18 protein-coding genes are annotated in these 16,620 nt (G+C 57.0%); 10 read left to right on the top strand and 8 right to left on the bottom strand.

Features of this window, described 5'->3' with window-relative positions:
* Window positions 1-84: 84 nt before the first annotated feature.
* The 7 genes from FB472_RS06765 to FB472_RS06795 are packed head-to-tail and all read right to left on the bottom strand — an operon-like array spanning window position 85 to window position 7,138.
* On the bottom strand, window positions 85-969 hold the full coding sequence (locus tag FB472_RS06765) for an amidohydrolase family protein (protein WP_141990260.1): 885 nt from the start codon (window positions 967-969) through the stop codon (window positions 85-87).
* Window positions 970-1,014: 45 nt separating this feature from the next.
* Entirely contained in the window at window positions 1,015-1,755 is a 741-nt protein-coding gene (locus FB472_RS06770) for an SDR family NAD(P)-dependent oxidoreductase (protein ID WP_342775571.1), read from the bottom strand.
* A 49-nt stretch (window positions 1,756-1,804) separates the two neighbouring features.
* On the bottom strand, window positions 1,805-2,563 hold the full coding sequence (locus FB472_RS06775) for an ABC transporter ATP-binding protein (protein WP_141990262.1): 759 nt from the start codon (window positions 2,561-2,563) through the stop codon (window positions 1,805-1,807).
* Entirely contained in the window at window positions 2,560-3,687 is a 1,128-nt protein-coding gene (locus FB472_RS06780; RefSeq protein ID WP_246078118.1) for an ABC transporter ATP-binding protein, read from the bottom strand. Before FB472_RS06780 ends, FB472_RS06775 begins: the two co-directional genes overlap by 4 nt.
* A complete protein-coding gene (locus tag FB472_RS14655) occupies window positions 3,594-4,436 on the bottom strand; it encodes an ABC transporter permease (protein ID WP_141990264.1) in 843 nt (280 codons plus the stop codon). The genes FB472_RS06780 and FB472_RS14655 overlap by 94 nt, the downstream gene beginning before the upstream one ends.
* A 3-nt stretch (window positions 4,437-4,439) precedes the next feature.
* Window positions 4,440-5,447: an ABC transporter permease gene (locus FB472_RS06790; protein ID WP_281283232.1), complete on the bottom strand. Its 1,008-nt coding sequence runs from the start codon at window positions 5,445-5,447 to the stop codon at window positions 4,440-4,442.
* 35 nt (window positions 5,448-5,482) lie between these two features.
* Complete coding sequence (locus FB472_RS06795; protein WP_141990266.1) at window positions 5,483-7,138, bottom strand: ABC transporter substrate-binding protein; 1,656 nt, start codon at window positions 7,136-7,138, stop codon at window positions 5,483-5,485.
* 191 nt (window positions 7,139-7,329) lie between these two features.
* Between FB472_RS06795 and FB472_RS06800 the strand changes: the two genes are divergently transcribed.
* The 3 genes from FB472_RS06800 (at window position 7,330) to FB472_RS06810 (ending at window position 10,024) form a co-directional block, all read left to right on the top strand.
* Window positions 7,330-8,097: a hypothetical protein gene (locus FB472_RS06800; RefSeq protein ID WP_215730404.1), complete on the top strand. Its 768-nt coding sequence runs from the start codon at window positions 7,330-7,332 to the stop codon at window positions 8,095-8,097.
* Window positions 8,098-8,195: 98 nt separating this feature from the next.
* Window positions 8,196-9,413, top strand: a complete 1,218-nt coding sequence (locus tag FB472_RS06805) for a tyrosine-type recombinase/integrase (protein WP_141990267.1) — start codon at window positions 8,196-8,198, stop codon at window positions 9,411-9,413.
* Window positions 9,410-10,024, top strand: coding sequence for a tyrosine-type recombinase/integrase (locus FB472_RS06810; protein WP_141990268.1), 615 nt, complete (start codon window positions 9,410-9,412; stop codon window positions 10,022-10,024). The genes FB472_RS06805 and FB472_RS06810 overlap by 4 nt, the downstream gene beginning before the upstream one ends.
* 115 nt (window positions 10,025-10,139) lie before the next feature.
* On the opposite strand, the gene FB472_RS06815 is transcribed toward FB472_RS06810, so the two are convergent.
* Window positions 10,140-11,351 (bottom strand): integrase core domain-containing protein, encoded by a 1,212-nt coding sequence (locus FB472_RS06815; protein WP_141990269.1) that lies wholly within the window; start codon window positions 11,349-11,351, stop codon window positions 10,140-10,142.
* A 120-nt stretch (window positions 11,352-11,471) separates the two neighbouring features.
* Here FB472_RS06815 and FB472_RS14365 point away from each other — a divergent pair, with 120 nt between their 5' ends.
* From FB472_RS14365 to FB472_RS14190, 7 genes are all read left to right on the top strand, one after another.
* Complete coding sequence (locus tag FB472_RS14365; RefSeq protein WP_246078019.1) at window positions 11,472-11,786, top strand: transposase; 315 nt, start codon at window positions 11,472-11,474, stop codon at window positions 11,784-11,786.
* A complete protein-coding gene (locus FB472_RS06820) occupies window positions 11,783-12,709 on the top strand; it encodes an IS3 family transposase (RefSeq protein ID WP_246078119.1) in 927 nt (308 codons plus the stop codon). Before FB472_RS14365 ends, FB472_RS06820 begins: the two co-directional genes overlap by 4 nt.
* A gap of 25 nt (window positions 12,710-12,734) precedes the next feature.
* Window positions 12,735-13,043 carry a site-specific integrase gene (locus tag FB472_RS14560; protein WP_141991500.1) on the top strand — a complete coding sequence of 103 codons (309 nt, stop codon included), beginning with the start codon at window positions 12,735-12,737 and terminating at the stop codon, window positions 13,041-13,043.
* Window positions 13,040-13,981: a tyrosine-type recombinase/integrase gene (locus FB472_RS06830; protein ID WP_141990270.1), complete on the top strand. Its 942-nt coding sequence runs from the start codon at window positions 13,040-13,042 to the stop codon at window positions 13,979-13,981. Before FB472_RS14560 ends, FB472_RS06830 begins: the two co-directional genes overlap by 4 nt.
* Before the next feature lie 101 nt (window positions 13,982-14,082).
* Window positions 14,083-15,195 carry a tyrosine-type recombinase/integrase gene (locus FB472_RS06835; RefSeq protein WP_141990271.1) on the top strand — a complete coding sequence of 371 codons (1,113 nt, stop codon included), beginning with the start codon at window positions 14,083-14,085 and terminating at the stop codon, window positions 15,193-15,195.
* Window positions 15,196-15,204: 9 nt separating this feature from the next.
* The gene (locus FB472_RS06840; protein ID WP_141990272.1) at window positions 15,205-15,537 is read left to right on the top strand and encodes a helix-turn-helix domain-containing protein; all 333 of its coding nucleotides are present in this window, start codon (window positions 15,205-15,207) and stop codon (window positions 15,535-15,537) included.
* A 24-nt stretch (window positions 15,538-15,561) separates the two neighbouring features.
* Window positions 15,562-16,191: a hypothetical protein gene (locus FB472_RS14190; protein WP_215730405.1), complete on the top strand. Its 630-nt coding sequence runs from the start codon at window positions 15,562-15,564 to the stop codon at window positions 16,189-16,191.
* Window positions 16,192-16,620 lie beyond the last annotated feature (429 nt).

Below are 16,620 nucleotides of genomic sequence, written 5' to 3' on the forward strand. Positions count from 1 at the left end.
TCCTTTCCGTTTAGGTCATACCTTTTAGCCGGCGGTTGCTGTCGGGTAGACGTGGTTTCTCCAACCCTAGAGCAACTCAACACCCTAAAACCGTGCGGCTGATGCGTCTAGACCGAGCAAGCGAGCAGCGTTTCCTCCGAGTACCCGGTCTGTGATTTCACCTGGATGGAGGCCACTTTGCATCAGGCCGTCAATACTGTCTTGAAGCGGGCGCACAGGGTACGCACTAGCATGGAGGGTTCTATACGATGCAAAGTTATTGGCGGCGATGACATATTCACTGGCACCGGGAATTCCCGGGACATTCAAATAAATATCTGGCATCAAGTACACATTTGAATTTTGGAAAGCGACCCCGCACAGTTCCGTAGCCCATGGCCAGCTCCCATGGGACACTACGATCGGCAAGTCGGGAAAGTCTCGCGCCACTCGTTGAATGTGAATTGGATCTGAATAGCTTAAGTCGGGACCGACGAAAATGCTAGAGGTGGTTGTGACGATCATGCCAAGTTCCGCACATTTTTCGTACATGGGATAGAGTCTTTGGTCATCGTCATAAATCGGCGTGTCTGCCCAGCCGAACATGATGCCTATTCCTCGAAAACCTCGGTCAGCGATCTTTTCTACTTGTCTCACAAGTTCCGCTGGGTCGGATGAATTGGTGTCGATGGCGCCAAAGCCTATAAACCTGTCAGGCCACTTATCAACAATCTCCGCGATATCATCGTTGTCGACGCCGAAATATGGAGCTGGAGCAGTATGACCGGTCACGACTGCGATATCGATCCGTGCCTCGTCCATTTCATCCAGGAATGCATCCATAGAACGCTCTTCAAAGGAACGATAATACGGTATATTCCCCATAAGACCGTTAAGGGTAACGGGATCCGGATCCTTTGGTCGACCATTGAATAAATGGGTGTCCAAATAACTCTTATATGGGGGTTGAACACGAAAGTCGATTCGCATTATTTTCCACCGTTTCTTTCTGGTTTGTTTATCTTGTGCTGGTCGTCACTGAATGTAAGGAACCGGCATGCTACTCAATCCATCAGTTGCGAGAAAGAGAATGACCGCAGATACCTCTTGAACGGGCAGGACCGTTCCAAACTTCTTCTTAAGTTCAGTCTCAGTCTGGCTTGGATCAACGAGTGGCTCGAGTTGATTCGTTAACAGCGGAGTATTGACTCCGATGGGGCATACGGCATTAACGCGGATACCTAAGTGCTCGAAGTCCACTGCCATCTGTTTGCTCAGTAAGACGACCCCACCCTTTGAAGCACAATAGGCACTTTGGTCTTTCACTCCGATGACGCCCGCCGCCGAACCCATATTTATAATCCGGCCGGCGCCTTCCTTCACCATCATCCTTACAGCTGCGCGACACATCAAAAAGACACTTCGCAAATTGACGTTAATTACGCGATCCCATACCTCATCCGAGGTCTCGATAATGGACCCACCGATACCTATTCCCGCACAGTTGACCAACACATCAACCCGACCAAAATTCTTCTCTACAGAATCAAAAAACTCTTCGACAGCAATCGAGTCTGTAACGTCAAAAGAAATTGCTAAGATAGTTTCAGAATAGTCACTCGAATCTGGAAACGCGTTAGCGAGCGCACCATCGTTGAGATCCACGGCTATTACCTTCGCACCAGCTTCTGCAAAATCTCGAGCGGTCTGGTTTCCAATTCCAGACGCTGCTCCAGTGACTATTGCAACCTTTCCAGATAATCTTCCCATCCTCATCCATTCCCTTCTGTCGACTGTCACCGCATTGCAAGTTTGTGCCGCAGCATTAAGAGCCAAGTAAATACTTCGTATATTCTGCCTTCGGATGTTTGTAGATCTCGACCGCGGAGCCTTGTTCGACCACTACACCGCCGTGCAGGACTATGACATCGTCGCTCATGTGCCTGACGATCTCAAGATCATGTGAGATGAAGAGCATCGACAAATCGCGCTCGCGTTGCAAATCCAGAAGCAAGTTCACGACTCCGGCTTGAATCGATACATCCAGCGCGGACAAAATTTCGTCACACACTAGGTAGCGAGGATTCAACGCGAGAGCCCTCGCAATGGCGATTCGCTGAAGCATTCCTCCACTCAATTCTCGCGGCTTGCGTTTTAGAACTTGCGGTGTCAGTCGTACCTGATCCAGCAATTCTAACGACCGAGCCGCAATAGCCTTTCGGTTGTATCTTGCGTTCATCAATGGTTCAGCAATTATGTGAGCAATCGAATGCTTCCAGTTCAAGCCGGAGCGTGGGTCTTGAAAGACTGGCTGTACCGCTTTGCGGAAGTCTATGACACGCTGTGCATCCATCTTCTTCGTGTTCACGCCGTCAAGAAGGATTTCCCCCCCCGTCGGCGTCTCAAGATTAAGAACCATTCTTCCGAGCGTGCTTTTCCCGGACCCGCTCTCGCCAATTACGCCTATCGTCTTTCCAGGTTCTAATGTGAACGATACGTCAACTACCGCGATCGTCCCTTCGCTTTTAGACCTGCCCCGTAACCTAGGGTACTTCTTACAAACATTCAATACAGATAACGTCATGAAGACCCCATTGGATTATGGCAGGCAAATTCTGTTGCTCCTGATGTGGTGCGTGGAAACTCCACTTCGCAAATCGGGATCACGCGCGAACATCTGGACCGAAAAGGGCAGCCGGCTTCCCGATCGACACCTCGTAGGTCGAGCGGAAAACCAGTAAGCGCGGGCAGCGGCGCCTTCCTTTCCTGATCCGCTGTTAACCTACTGGCCAACAGCGCATGAGAATACGGGTGCTTCGGATCCTGTAATACATTGTCACGCGGACCGTGTTCTTCCATCCGCCCACCGTACATTACCAAGATTTTGTCAGCGATTCTGCTGACAACCTCAAGGTCGTGGCTTACTATAATTGTGGAAAGGTTGTGTTCAAGGCTGACTTCCTTTAACAACTCGATAATCTGTCTTTGAACCGTGACATCGAGCGCTGAGGTCGGTTCGTCCGCCAACAGAATTCGCGGGTTTGTAATCGTAGCTTGTGCAAGCATTGCTCTCTGAAGCATTCCGCCGCTCAACTCGTGAGGGAAGGCGTTAGCGACTCGAGTGGCATCACTCAATCCCATGCCATTCAGCGCTTGAAGTACGCGAGGGAGCGATTCTCTATAGCTGAGCCTGTTGTGGATTTTCAACGGCTCGGCAACTTGGCGACCGACTTTCATCGTCGGGTTAAATGCCGACATTGGTTGTTGGGGTACATAACCGATTGTGGAACCCCGGACTCGCCTCATCTGCTCGGATGACAATTCGAACAAGTCACCAACACCGCTTAGTGAAACGCTTCCACCCACAATTTCACCGTTTGGAGGCAGCAACCGAGCAAGCGCCATTAGCAGAGATGACTTTCCACTTCCAGACTCTCCGACTATTCCGAGCGTTTCTCCAGAAACAACTTCGAAGCTGACATCACGACAAGCGCGGAGCACTTCTTGTCCAGAGGAATACCCGATCGTTAGATTGTTTACGCTAAGTACGATGTCCTGCATGTTTTGCGCAGAATCTTTGGGAGAACCGATGTCCGAGTCCGAAGGGAGCAGTTTCACGAGAGTCGCCTTTCGATCCAGTCGCTTGCGAACAATGACGTCACGACAATCGCAATAATAAACAAACCCGGCAGTGTGGATATCCACCACGCAGTAAGAATATATTCTCGACCTTCTGCAATAATTACGCCCAACTCTGGTCCCGGTGGTTGAGCACCAAGACCAAGGAAGCCCAAGCTCGTGAGCGCGATTACTATGCCTCCAACTTCAAGAGAAAAACGTGCACTGAGCTGCGGCAGCATGTGTGGAACTAGGTGTCGAAATAGGATTTTCCACCATGGTGTCATGACGGCAGTCGCACCTAATACAAACGAAGACTCTCGGAGGCTCAGCACCTGTCCTCGAACCATGCGCGCATAGGACGGCCACCACAATAAGCTGAGGACCAGAATCGCAGTCCAAATGCCGGGTCCGATTGCCGCCGACAGGGCGATGGCTAGGATGAGATATGGGAAGGCAAGAAATATGTCAGTGGTTCGCATAAGCAACGAGTCAAGCCAACGCACTCCTAAACCCGCGACCCCACCCACAAATATACCGAAGCTAGTTGCCAGAACCGCCACAAACAGAGCTGCGCCCAATGAAGTACGGAGCCCGTAAATACATCTGCTGAAAACATCTCTACCATACTGATCGGTTCCGAACCAATGATCAGCGCTCGGGGGCAACACCGCACTCCCTACGTCTAGCCGCAATGGGTCAAGGGGTGTTACAAGCCACGGGAAAGCCACCAACAATCCCCAAAAAACGACGACAATAATCGGAGCGTCACCAGAGATGCGCTTCAGTATCTCGACCAAACGAGTCTTCGTGTGGGTGTTCAATCGCGTCAAAGTCATCGGCTACACCTGCCTCACCCTCGGGTCTAGTATCGGATAAATAAAGTCAATCAGGGTGTTCACAATGACAAATCCAAGGGTGACTACAATTGCCACTGCCGTCACAACAGGAAAATCGAAGTTTTTAAGGGCCGAGTACATATATGTACCCAGACCCGGCCAACTAAAAACGACCTCAACTAGGACAGTTCCTCCTAGCAACCATCCGAACTGCATGCCAACAACCGTTATGATTGGATTCAAGGCGTTGCGGAGAACGTGCGCGAACAACACCCGTGAAGGTTTGGCACCCTTGCCTTCGGCCGTGAGCACATACGGCGCAACAAGCTCATTCATAATCGACTTTTGCGTCAACCTGGCAGCTAGAGCGAACATCCAGATCACCAAGGTGAGCACCGGAAGCACTAAATGATGGGCCGCTTCGACGAAAATATCACCTTGGCCGGCCAGCAATGTATCGACGAGATATAGACCAGTGACGTGTGCAGGGCGCTGCGTGGCTATTTCGAGACGCCCATTTATTGGAAACCACCCCAGTGCCCCCGCTAACCAGATTTGTAGCACTATCGCCATCCAGAATACCGGGACTCCAGAACACAAGCTTACCAAGCCACGCAGCACCGAAGCGATCCATGTGCCGGCAGTTGCCGCCCACAGTATGCCGGCTCCGATTCCCAAGACGATATATATAAGGAATGAATATATAACGAGCTCCAACGTAGCGGGAATGGCTAATGCCAAAACAGGTCCCATGTTCTGTTGTGACGTGTAAGAGACGCCAAAATCTCCCCGCAGTAACCCTCCCAAGTAATCCAAGTATTGCTCGAAGAACGGCCGATCAAGACCAAGTGCAATTTTTGTCTGTTCGATTTGCTCGGGTGTGGCCGTAAGACCCGCTGCAACCCGAGCTGGATCGGAGGGGATGAGGTGGGTGACGGTAAAGATCACGGTGATGACCGTAAAAAGTACCAGTATGGCTGATAAGCCCCTCTTTATTGCGAAACTCAACACACCTCAGCCCTTCCGTTCCATGAACCCGATCCTGACTATCTCACTATTTCTTTTGTGTAAAAGAGTCGCACAGTAGTTAGCCCGAAGATCACATCGTATTTTGAGTCCTCCCAACCTGCAAGCACCGGATTAACATCCTGCGGTGCGATCGTGTAAATCACGGAATTGTAAGACAATACCTTAGCAGTGAGCTCATCGATTACCGATTGACGCTCGTCCTCATCCTGAGTATTGCGTGCCTTTTCTATAAGCGAGTCGATCGCTGGGTCCTGAATATTCGACCAATTGTATCCGCCTGTAGCAGCAGTATTGGTCGAACCAAACGGCACTTCAAACATGTCCGTTGGATCATCTGTGTTCGCGCCAATATTCAGGAACGCAAGATCAAATGCCGTATTCGTATCTGCCATCAGGGGCGGAATCTGGGCCCACGTTAGCACAACCGAATTCATAGTTATGCCGAATTTGCCTAGTGCATCTTTTAGGATTGTGGCCGCAAACTGTTGGAACGGGGCACCCTCTACGGAGACCATGTTCAGGGTGACACCGCTGTTTGCCCAGCCGCCCTTTTCGAAGATCTTTTCGGCTTCATCCAAGTTCTGCTCGAAGTCAGGAAGCTGGTCGTTGTAGCCAGCCATCCCTGGAGGAAGCGGTCCGTTTGTGCTATCGCCCCAACCCTCATAGTAGTCAAGGAAATCGTCATACGGGAAGCTGAGAATCATGGCCTTTCGGAAATTGGGATCGGTCATCGGACCCTCTTTAGTGGTATTGAGAACTATATTACGCAATGAGAGTCCCGGCTGAACAATATTGCTGATTCCCTCGGCCTTCTGAGTAAGTGTGAGGTCCGCAGGGGCAAATGCAGTACCACCGTCCGAGAACGTCACTGTTCCCTTGGCGAGCAGCTCTAACCGAGTCGCTGTATCTTTTACCTCAGTAAAAGTCACTTTTGTTGGGACTCCCGCCGTAAAGTCCTGCCAGTAGTCAGGGAAGGCCGAAAGATCTAACCGGTCAAGGGGAACAAAATTGTCGAGCATATACGGTCCCGTGCCGTCAGAATTAGTGGAGAACCATTTTGTAGCAAACGGGTCATCATCGGTCGAGTGTTCTTGAACCGCGGCAGGACTGACAATCGGCAGCCACGGTAGAGTCCCCGGAAAGAATGAATATGGTTCATTAAGAGTGATTTTTACTGTCTCAGGGTTCACTGCTTCCCATTTTGCAATCCGCGTAAGGTACTTCGCAGGTCCCTGCCCAATTCCCTTCATGCGATCGAAGCTCGCTACTACGGAATCTGCATTAAATTCTGCCCCACCGTGAAAGCGCACATCGTCACGCAGGATAAAAGTGTATTCCAACCCATCTTCGCTGACAGTGTAAGACTCCGCGAGAGCGGGACGTAGATCGGTCGTCCCCGGGGCATACTCCAAGAGGCCCTCATAGACATTTCGGTAGAACATTAGGTTTTGCGCATCTATGCCGATCGCTGGATCAGTGTTAGTGGTGATGATCGCGCTCATATATACCACCGGGATTTCAGCATCGGGCTCATTGGAGCCGACCGATGCTGGCGTGCAACCTGAAAGAACCAGCATCAGGGAAATCGTGCTGGCGATGATGCTTGAAATCACTCGAAACCTTTGGGCAAACCCCTTATCGGGATTGCCCGTGCTACTCGAGAAACTAGCCACAGTGTGCTCCTTTGCAATCAATTGTAGGTAGGCGGTATTCAAACCTCTACGAAGTGTAAGTGATATTACGCTAATCGCACACTCGGGCGCAAGGCGACGCGTTGACTCATTAGAAACCTCCGCGTAGTCCTATACGTTGCCTCAGATGAAAACCTCCGCTTCGGCGTGGTTTCACAGGATCGGTGACGGGTGTGGGTTATGCCCGTTTCTATGGAGCTGACAATGAGACAGCGGCAGGCTGTGGCGAAGAAGAAAGCGCTCACCGATCGGGGGGGGGGGGTGCTGACCGTGCGGGCAAGTCCCAGATCCTGAACGAGCTGGTTGAGTTGACCGGCTGGCATCGCGACTATGCCAGGGCGGCACTGCGGGATGCGTTGACGCTGAAAGTCGTGAAGCCCAGGCGTGGTCGGGCGCCGACGTATGGCCCGCGGGTGACAGTGGCGCTAACGAAGTGTTGGGCGGTGTTGCGGGCACCGGCGGGCAAGCGGCTGGCGCCGATGCTGGCCGTGTTGGTGCCGCTACTGCGCCGTGATGGGGAGCTGGACCTCACGGATGCTGAGGCGGCACTGCTGGTGCGCATCAGCGCGGCCACGATCGACCGCCGGCTGGGACCGGAACGGTTCAAGATGATGTCGCGGGGCCGGTCTCATACCAAGCCGGGGACGCTGTTGAAGTCGCAGATTCCGATCCGCACCTGGGCCGAGTGGGACGACGCGGTCCCCGGATTTGTGGAGATCGACTTGGTCGGCCATGAGGGCGGCCAGGCCTCTGGCGAACACTGTTTCACCCTGACGGTCACTGACATTGCGACCGGGTGGACGGTGAACCGTTCCGTGCGAAACAAGGCCGAGAAGTGGGTGTTTGAGGCCCTGCAACATGTGATGGGGGTGTTTCCGTTTCCGATCATCGGGATCGATTCGGATTATGCCGACGGTGGGATTATGCCGACTTTGCTGTGACAACCCTTATTAGTAGGGGGAGTTGACCAAAAATTGTCGGCATAATAACGGCGGCCGTGTTTGTCTTTCCTTCTTACCCACAGATGAAGGAGGAACAGATGAGCACAGCTGTTAGTAGGGTTTTTCCGGTCCGTGTTTCGGGGCCGTTGGCTTCGTTCGCGGTCGGGTTTAAGGAGTTCTTGGCTGAATCGGGCTACACGCCATTGTCGGCGGCTGTCCAGCTGAGGTTGATGGCTCACGTGAGCCGTTGGCTTGAGGCCGAGCACTTTGATGTCCGCGACTTGAACGCGCAGCCGGCCGAGGAGTTTTTGCTTGCCCGGCGAGAAGCTGGCTATACCGGATTGCGAACGAGTGAGGCGATGGTGCCGCTTTTTGGTTTTCTTCGCACCAGTGGAGTGGTGCCACCATTAGTTTCCGTGCTGCCGAGCTCGGCGATCGAGGTGCTGCTTGCCTCGTTCAACCGTTATCTGCTCAGCGAACGTGTTTTGGCCCCCTCTACTGCCGCCGCGTATGTTGCCAGGGTTGATCGTTTCCTGGCCGATTGCGCCTCGGATGGTGATGTGAGTCGACTTTCGGCAGCCGATGTGACTCGTGCTGTGCTTGAGGAAACCGTCACCCGGAAAGTGGGGTCGGTGCAGTTCTTCGTGGTTGCCGTGCGGGCGTTCTTGAAATTCTGTTCCTTGGAGGGACTGATCGACCTGGATCTGTCGGCGGCGGCGCCGTCGATAACGGGACGTCGCAGCCACGTGTTACCGCAAGGGATCAAGCCCGAAGATGCTATTGCTTTGTTGGTCTCGTGTGACCGTAGCCAGATAATCGGAAGGCGTGATCATGCGGTGTTGCTGATATTGCTTCGGCTGGGGCTTCGGGCTATTGAGGTTGCCCGGTTGAGGTTGGATGATATCGACTGGCGTGCGGGGCAGATGGTGATTCGGGGCAATGGTGAGTGTGAAGAATCGTTGCCGTTACCGGCCGAGGTCGGGGAGTCTGTGGCCGGCTACTTACACAATGGGCGGCCCATCAGCGGCAGCCGGGAAGTGTTTTTGACTGTCTGTGCTCCGCTGGTAGCGCTGAAACGTAGTTCGGTGTCGTTGATCGTTCGACGCGCTTGCCTCCGTGCGGGGATCGCGCCGATGGGTGCTCACCGGCTGCGTCATGCGTTGGCTTGCGACATGGTGGCAGCGGGTGCGTCGCTGCCGGAAATCGGTCAGGTGCTGCGGCATCGCCATCTGTCATCGACAGCCATTTACGCTAAAACCGACATTGTCCAGCTCCGCAGCCTCGCGCTGCCGTGGCCGGGCGGTGAGTGGCTATGAGCGAGCTGGCCGCCAATGTTGATGATTACCTTCGCTTGCGGCGCGGGTTGGGCTTCACGCTCGCCTTCGAGGGTGTGGTGTTGCCGCAGCTCGTTGAGTATCTTGAGGCGGCGGGGGCTACCTCGGTGACGGCCGAGTTGGCTATTGCCTGGGCGCAACTGCCTCAGGGGGTTGCGCCCATATCGTGGTCACATCGGCTCGGCGCGGTTCGCGGATTCGCCCGCTATATGACGACGGTCGATGCGAGCACGCAGGTGCCTCCGGCCGGGGTGTTCGGGGGCCAAACTCCACGACCAAAACCTTATTTGTGGTCGGAACGGGACATCAGGGCTCTGTTGAAAGCGGCCCGGGAACTCCAGTCACCGTTTCGTGCAGCTACCTACGAGAGCTTCTTGGGTCTGCTGGCAGTTTCTGGTCTGCGAAGCGGTGAAGCCATGAGTTTGCTGGCAGGCGACATTGACCTTGATGCCGGGGTGATCACCGTCAGTCAGGCGAAGTTCGGTCGCGCACGACTGATCCCGTTGCACTCCAGCACCGTGACGAAGCTGCGCTCCTACACCCAACATCGTGATGGATTGCATCCACGATCGCGATCGAAAACCTTTTTTTGAATCGCACTGGGTTTCGTTCCGTCTGATCCTTTTGGAGTGTGATGTATCAGGACATAGGTGACAGTTCTGCATCAGGACATCGGTAACACTTCCTGCATCAGGACATCGGTGACACTTAGAGGGTTCTGGGTTGACGTCCGCGGGGCCGGCCGGAGCCGACGTATTTGATTCCCGGCCGCGGCCAGCGGTATTTCATGACCTGGGTGCCTTGGTCGTCGAAGACGAGCAGGTGCTGGTCGGTCTCAACCAGATAAACGCTTTGGCCAGCGAGGAGCCGGGTGACGTGGAACCGGGTTTGCCGGACTTGGACGATGCCATTCGCAGCGACGGTGGTGCGGCGGATCCCGTCCCAGCCAACTGGTCGTTGCTGGTTCCTGGGCCTTGGCGGGTCCGCTTTCGGCGTTGCCTCCCAAGCCTGAAGCGGGGTGATCCGGCCGGGCAGTCCCTGATGGGGTCGCTCGGTGTTATAGACCTGGTCAAAGAGATCGACTTGGCCCTGCAGCTGCTCGAGTGAGGCGGCGAGGGGTTGTTTGTCGAGGAAGCGGAACAGGGTCTGATGGAAGCGTTCGTTCCTGCCCTGGGTGGTCGGTTTGTAGGGTTTGCCGGTGATCGCCTCAACGCCCAGGGCGGTGACGTAGGTGACTAGCTGTCCGACGGCACCGCGGCGGGACGGGTTCAACGCGGCCCCGTTATCGGTGAGGAGGCGCTGCGGAACTCCGTGCGCTGTGATCCCTTTCGCAACGACCGCGATCGCACCCTTCGAGGTTTCACCCCAAGCAACATGGGAGGCAACCGCGAGGCGGGAGTGATCATCGATCAACTGGAAGATCACACACTTGCGACCAGCGGTCAGGACATACTCAGTGCCGTCGAGCTGCCAGCAGGCGTTCGGAGCCGGATAAACAAACCGACGAAATGACGCCCGAGGCTTCTTCCGCGGCTCCACCCGCGCCACCCCGGCATCTCGGAAGATCCGCGACAGTGCTGCCGTCGACGGGACTGGAGTCATCCCGAGCGCCTTCATTTTCTCGTGAACACTGATCGGCCCGTGGTCGAGCCCCGACTGCTCCAACGCCGCCCGTACGCCAATCGCTTGAGCCTTCACCGCGTCAGCCGTCCGATTCGGGCTCAACCTGGGCCGACGGGTTCGTGGCTCGAGCGCCGCCGCCTGACCTTCTACTTCGGCCCGCTTCTTGATCGCGTAGAAAGTCTTCCGCGAGATCCCATGCTCGGCGCAAAACGTGCTCACCGAGCCTCTTGGCGCATCGGGCGGCCACTGGGTGATAGCGAGACGGACACGAGGATCGACAGGTTCAAAAGGGCTCATGCCTCAAACAATGAGGGGAAGTGTCACCACCAAGAACCAACGAGTGGTCACCAAACTATTGATGCAGAACTGTCACCGATGTCCTGATACATAACACTGATCCTTTTGGAGGATGGAACTATGACCAACCCTTACCCAGCCGATTTTCGTGAACGTGCGTTGCGGATGCTCACGCAGGCTCGTCCTGATCACCTGTCTGATTTCGCTGCGGCCAGCCATGTCGCCGGCCGGCTTGGCGTGAATCCTGAGACGTTGCGGTTATGGAAGAAGCGTGCCGATATCGACGCCGGTCGTGAGCCCGGGACGACCTCCGAGGCGCAGGTAGAGATCAAGCGGTTGAAGAAGCAGATCGTGGAGCTAGAGAAGGCGAACGAGATCCTGCGGTCTGCGAGCGTATTTTTCGCAACCGAGCTCGGCCGCACCTCATCGAGATGATCGCCTTCATCGACGCGATGAGGGATCGTTTTGGGGTCGAGCTCGTCTGCCGCACGATGCGCGCAGCTGAGGTGGGATTCGTGACGGCCCGCGGGTATCGTGCGGCGAAAAGCCGCCCGGCGTCGGCGAGAACCCTGTCGGATCAGGTGGTCGGCGGCGAGATTGTTCGGCTTCACGCCGAGAACTATGGGGTCTACGGGGTCCGGAAAATGCATCGGCTGCTGAAGCGGCAGGGCTGGGAGATCGGCCGGGATCAGACCGGGCGACTCATGCGAGCCCAGGGGCTGCGCGGCGTCAAACGGTCAAAGCGGGTGTTCACCACGAAATCGGATCCAGCAGGGCGGCGCCCCACGGATCTCGTGCAGCGACGCTTCCGCGCGGACGCACCCCGCAAACTCTGGGTCGTCGACGTGACGTATGTGCGCACCTGGCAAGGCTTCGCCTATGTCGCGTTCGTCACTGACGTATTCTCCAGGCGCATCGTCGGCTGGAACGTCGCAGCCACGCTGAAAGCCGACATTCTGCCGCTTCAAGCACTGAACATGGCCGCCTTCGATGCTGGCGGCGACCTCACGGGGCTGACCCATCACTCCGATCACGGGTCGAACTATATGGCTTTGGTTTACACGGATCGGATCGCGGAACTCGGCGCGGTCCCCTCAACAGGGACCATCGGCGACTCCTACGATAATGCGATGGCTGAGGCTATCAACGCGCTCTACAAGACGGAACTGATCCGTGCTCGCGGGCCGTGGCGCACCGTCGAGCAAGTCGAACTCGCAACGCTGGAATGGGTGTGGTGGTGGAACAACCAACGCCTTCATTCCGAGCTCGAGTACCGCACCCCGACCGAAGCCGAGAACGAGTACTACGCTGATGCTGAATCACTCTTGAAAGCAACCGCTTCCCAAGAAAAAACCTAGGAACGAAACCCAGGGCGATTCATTTATTTCGGATGCCGGCACCTCACTGAAATCCAGCACGGTCAATTACACGTTCCGGAAACTCGTCACCGGTTTGGGGTTGGGCAGCAGCAAAGTGCATCCGCGGATGCACGATTTGCGCCATACTTTCGCGGTTCGCACTCTGATCAACTGGCATCGGGCCGGCCACGACATTGAGGCGCGTATCCCCGCTTTGGTTTCCTATCTGGGACACGTGAGTCCGGCCAGCACGTACTGGTATCTTTCGGCTTCGCCAGAGCTGATGGAGCTTGCCGCGAAGCGGCTCGACAAACACTTTGGGAGACGATCATGAGTGCGCTGGCACCAACGCTTCAAGCATTCTTCACCACGAGGTTGATCAGCCAACGGCAGGTGAGCTCGCACACGATTGCCTCTTACCGGGACACCTTCCGGTTGCTGTTCACGTTCGTCAGTAAACGAATCGGCAAACAACCCAGTCAGCTTGAGTTCCAGGATCTCGACGCACCACTGGTTGCTGCGTTCTTGGATCATCTCCCAACAGACCGTAACAACAGCATTCGCACCCGCAACACTCGGCTGGCGGCGATCCGATCGTTCTTCCGCTACGCCGCGTTACAGCATCCCGAGCATTTGGACTCGATCCGCCGTGTTCTGGCCATTCCGCCCAAGCGATTCGAACGCAACCTGGTCACCTATCTCACCGAGACGGAAGTCGACGCGCTCCTGAACGCCTGCGACCGTCACGGTTGGACAGGAAGACGCGATTACGCAATGCTCGCCCTAGCAATCCAAACAGGCCTGCGCATATCTGAAATCACCGGCCTCACCTGCGGCGACCTAACCTTGCGCAGCCCCGGCGCCCACGTGCATTGTTTGGGCAAGGGCCGCAAGGAGCGCATCACACCATTGCTGCCCTCGATAATTGCCGTACTTCAAGTTTGGTGCGACGAACGCCAAGGCGATCCTTTGGATCCTCTGTTTCCTACCAGCACGGGCAAACCACTCAGCCGGGACGCGGTGGAACGGCGCATCAAGCTCTATGTTGTGAAAGCCGCCACCGAATGCTCATCGCTGAAGTCAAAACGCGTAAGCGCCCACACGCTACGACACACCGCCGCCATGCGGTTACTGCTATCTGATGTCGATATCACCGTCATCGCTCTATGGCTTGGCCACGAGCAAGTCGCGACAACACAAATCTATTTAGTCTGTCGGAAATTGCATCAGACGGGCGAGCTGAATACATCACTCCGAGGGTTCGCGGCCTGACCGCTGCTTCTGATCCCAGTGAAGTTGGGGCGTCCGGCGTGTCTGCTCAACCAGCCTATCCCGTTTGGTGCAGGATATGACCATCAACTGGAGGACGAGTCATGTTGCGACAGGCAGGTTTGGCGGGTGCGGCGAGCAGCGAACTCGCTGACGGCGTGGTCCAGTTGCGGCCGGAGGACGCGATGGTCGAGGCGATGCTGCACGGATGGCGGGCGCAACAGTCGGCCCGTGGTCTGAACGTGGACACGATCGACTATCGGGAGAGGCTGGTGCGCCGGTTCGAGTCGTTCACCAACGAGTTCCCGTGGCAGTGGGGGCCCGGGCAGGTGGATGAGTGGACATTGACGTTGACTGCCGAGAACCACTTGGCGTCGGCGACGATCCGTGGCTACCAGACCGATCTTCGCCTGTTCAGCGAGTATCTGACCGACACCCGTTACGGCTGGACCACTGCGTGCGAAGAGGCGTTCGGTGAGTTCCCGGTTCCAATCTGTCACGAGTGGAACACGATCGCGCACCTGAACGACTACGAGGGTAGCCCGGAGGCCAGACCGTTGTCGCGGGAGGAGCTGCAACTATTCCTGGACTACGCGGACGAGCAGGTCGAGCGGGCTGCCCGCAGCCATCGCAAGGGCGCGTTGGCTGCCTATCGCGACGCCACCATGTTCAAGGTGATTTATGGTTGGGGGTTGCGGCGCACCGAGACCGCGAAACTTGATCTGTCCGACTGGGGCCGCAACCCGGCCGCGGTGGAGTTCGGCCGGTTTGGGATGTTGCATGTCCGCTACGGGAAGGCGGTGCGCGGCCAGCCACCGAGGCGACGCAACGTTGCCTCGGTGATGGGTTGGGCTGTCGAAGCGGTCGCCGATTATGTGGAGAACATCCGGCCCCGGTTCGGGGCGGTGGATCATCCGGCGTTGTGGGTGACCGAGCGGGGTGGGCGGATCAAACCGGCCGAGATCAACGCACGCTTCGTCGCCTACCGTGACGCGATCGGCCTGCCACGTGTGCTTACCCCACATTCGCTGCGCCACTCTTATGTCACCCATTTGACCGAGGACGGGGCCGATCGCCGGTTCATTCAGGAGCAGGTCGGGCACCGCTGCGATACCTCGACGGCGATCTACACGCACGTCAGTTCCGATTTCATGAACACCTCTCTGCGCAAGGCGATCGGCCCGGCGCTTGATGAGGCACCAGGCCAGCAACGATAAGGAGATCTGATGGCTCGCAAACTGGACTATCGATGGCATCTGCGGCGGGTGATGGCTGAGCGGGGAATGTTCGCCACCACCGATCTGATCGACCCGCTGGCTGCCCGGGGGATCCGATTGTCGTCCAGCCAGGTCTATCGTCTGGTCGTCGAACGCCCGGAACGGCTCAGTCTGAAGATCCTGATGGCGCTGTTGGACGTCCTGGGCTGCTCGATGGGCGAGCTGATCGAACCTGTCGCCGCTGGCGGTCAGGCTCGCACGCGCGCAGTTGTTGGCGGAACGGATGCCGGCGTTGGAGAGCTGCGTCCCAGACGTGCTCGGATCACCGACGCCGGCAAGTAGCCGATGGGAACGCGAACACCTGCGGTGCTCGCTGATCCGCTGAGCGTCGTCATAGACCTTGTTGCCGGCCTCGAACCCGATCTGGATCGGGCCTGCATCACCGAGGTGGTGACCGGCGTGGGCGGGGGCCGGGCCAAACGCCGTCGCGTGGCGCAAGCGCTGTTGGATCGGCCGGGGATTCTCACCGATGGCCGTTCACCCGCGCCTGAGGCGATCGGGAAACTGTTGACCGCGCTACGCGATGCCGGCGCGGTGAACGTCCAGGCGCCGGTCTGCGCCGAGTGCGGCAAGGCGATGCGTGCCTTCCAGCGTCGGGGGCAGGACTGGTACTGCGGGGTGCACGGTCCGCAGGCCGCCGCGTGTGTCGTCTGCGGGAACGTGCGCCCGATCGCGCAACGCGACCGCCAGCACCAGCTACACTGCTGGCAACATCCGCTGAGCGACGATCGCGACCCCACCCAGGTGCTGATCGATCTGGTCGCCGACATCGACCCGGCGTTGGACACGCCGATCGTGACAGCGGCGATCAGAACCGCGGCGCCCCGGGCCGGGCAGCGGCGCCGACTTGCCTGGGCTCTGCAAGACCATCCCGAGCTGCTCGCCGGCGCCGGCGCCCAGGCGTCGGTGCCCACGGTCCTACGGTCCTACGACTAATTGACGCGCTGGCCGAGCACGGGTCCGGGCGCATTCTCCGCCCGCCCTGCCCACACTGCGGCCGGGTCATCGCACTTGTCAAACCCCGCCACGGAGTGCGGCTATGTCGAAACTGCGTGGCCAAGTCCCGTGCCGAAACCTGTTCACGCTGCGGCGTGCACCGTGAGGCGGCCACCCGCGACGCGCAGGGGCGGGCGTTGTGTCCCAAGTGCTTGATCACCGACCCGGCGAATCAGGAGGTCTGCCTGAGCTGCCGACGACGTCGTCCGGTCAGCGTCCGGACCCCGGCGGGTCCGCTTTGTGGTTCGTGTCGACCGATCGCGACGGTGACCTGTTCAATCTGCGGACGTGTGGCTGGCGGCTCGATCTCCAATCTCACCGGACAAGCGTGCTGTCACGCGTGCCTGCAGCGGCGAGCACGCTGCAGTG

This window comes from Rhodoglobus vestalii (assembly GCF_006788895.1).
Classification (GTDB): domain Bacteria; phylum Actinomycetota; class Actinomycetes; order Actinomycetales; family Microbacteriaceae; genus Rhodoglobus; species Rhodoglobus vestalii.

Excerpts from the sequence above, each read along its gene's own strand:
- FB472_RS06765 (WP_141990260.1), bottom strand. The coding sequence starts at position 969 with ATGCGAATCGACTTTCGTGTTCAACCCCCATATAAGAGTTATTTGGAC.
- FB472_RS06770 (WP_342775571.1), bottom strand. The coding sequence starts at position 1,755 with ATGAGGATGGGAAGATTATCTGGAAAGGTTGCAATAGTCACTGGAGCA.
- FB472_RS06775 (WP_141990262.1), bottom strand. The coding sequence starts at position 2,563 with ATGACGTTATCTGTATTGAATGTTTGTAAGAAGTACCCTAGGTTACGG.
- FB472_RS14655 (WP_141990264.1), bottom strand. The coding sequence starts at position 4,436 with ATGACTTTGACGCGATTGAACACCCACACGAAGACTCGTTTGGTCGAG.
- FB472_RS06805 (WP_141990267.1), top strand. The coding sequence starts at position 8,196 with ATGAGCACAGCTGTTAGTAGGGTTTTTCCGGTCCGTGTTTCGGGGCCG.
- FB472_RS06810 (WP_141990268.1), top strand. The coding sequence starts at position 9,410 with ATGAGCGAGCTGGCCGCCAATGTTGATGATTACCTTCGCTTGCGGCGC.
- FB472_RS06815 (WP_141990269.1), bottom strand. The coding sequence starts at position 11,351 with ATGAGCCCTTTTGAACCTGTCGATCCTCGTGTCCGTCTCGCTATCACC.
- FB472_RS14365 (WP_246078019.1), top strand. The coding sequence starts at position 11,472 with ATGACCAACCCTTACCCAGCCGATTTTCGTGAACGTGCGTTGCGGATG.
- FB472_RS06820 (WP_246078119.1), top strand. The coding sequence starts at position 11,783 with ATGATCGCCTTCATCGACGCGATGAGGGATCGTTTTGGGGTCGAGCTC.
- FB472_RS06830 (WP_141990270.1), top strand. The coding sequence starts at position 13,040 with ATGAGTGCGCTGGCACCAACGCTTCAAGCATTCTTCACCACGAGGTTG.
- FB472_RS06835 (WP_141990271.1), top strand. The coding sequence starts at position 14,083 with ATGTTGCGACAGGCAGGTTTGGCGGGTGCGGCGAGCAGCGAACTCGCT.
- FB472_RS06840 (WP_141990272.1), top strand. The coding sequence starts at position 15,205 with ATGGCTCGCAAACTGGACTATCGATGGCATCTGCGGCGGGTGATGGCT.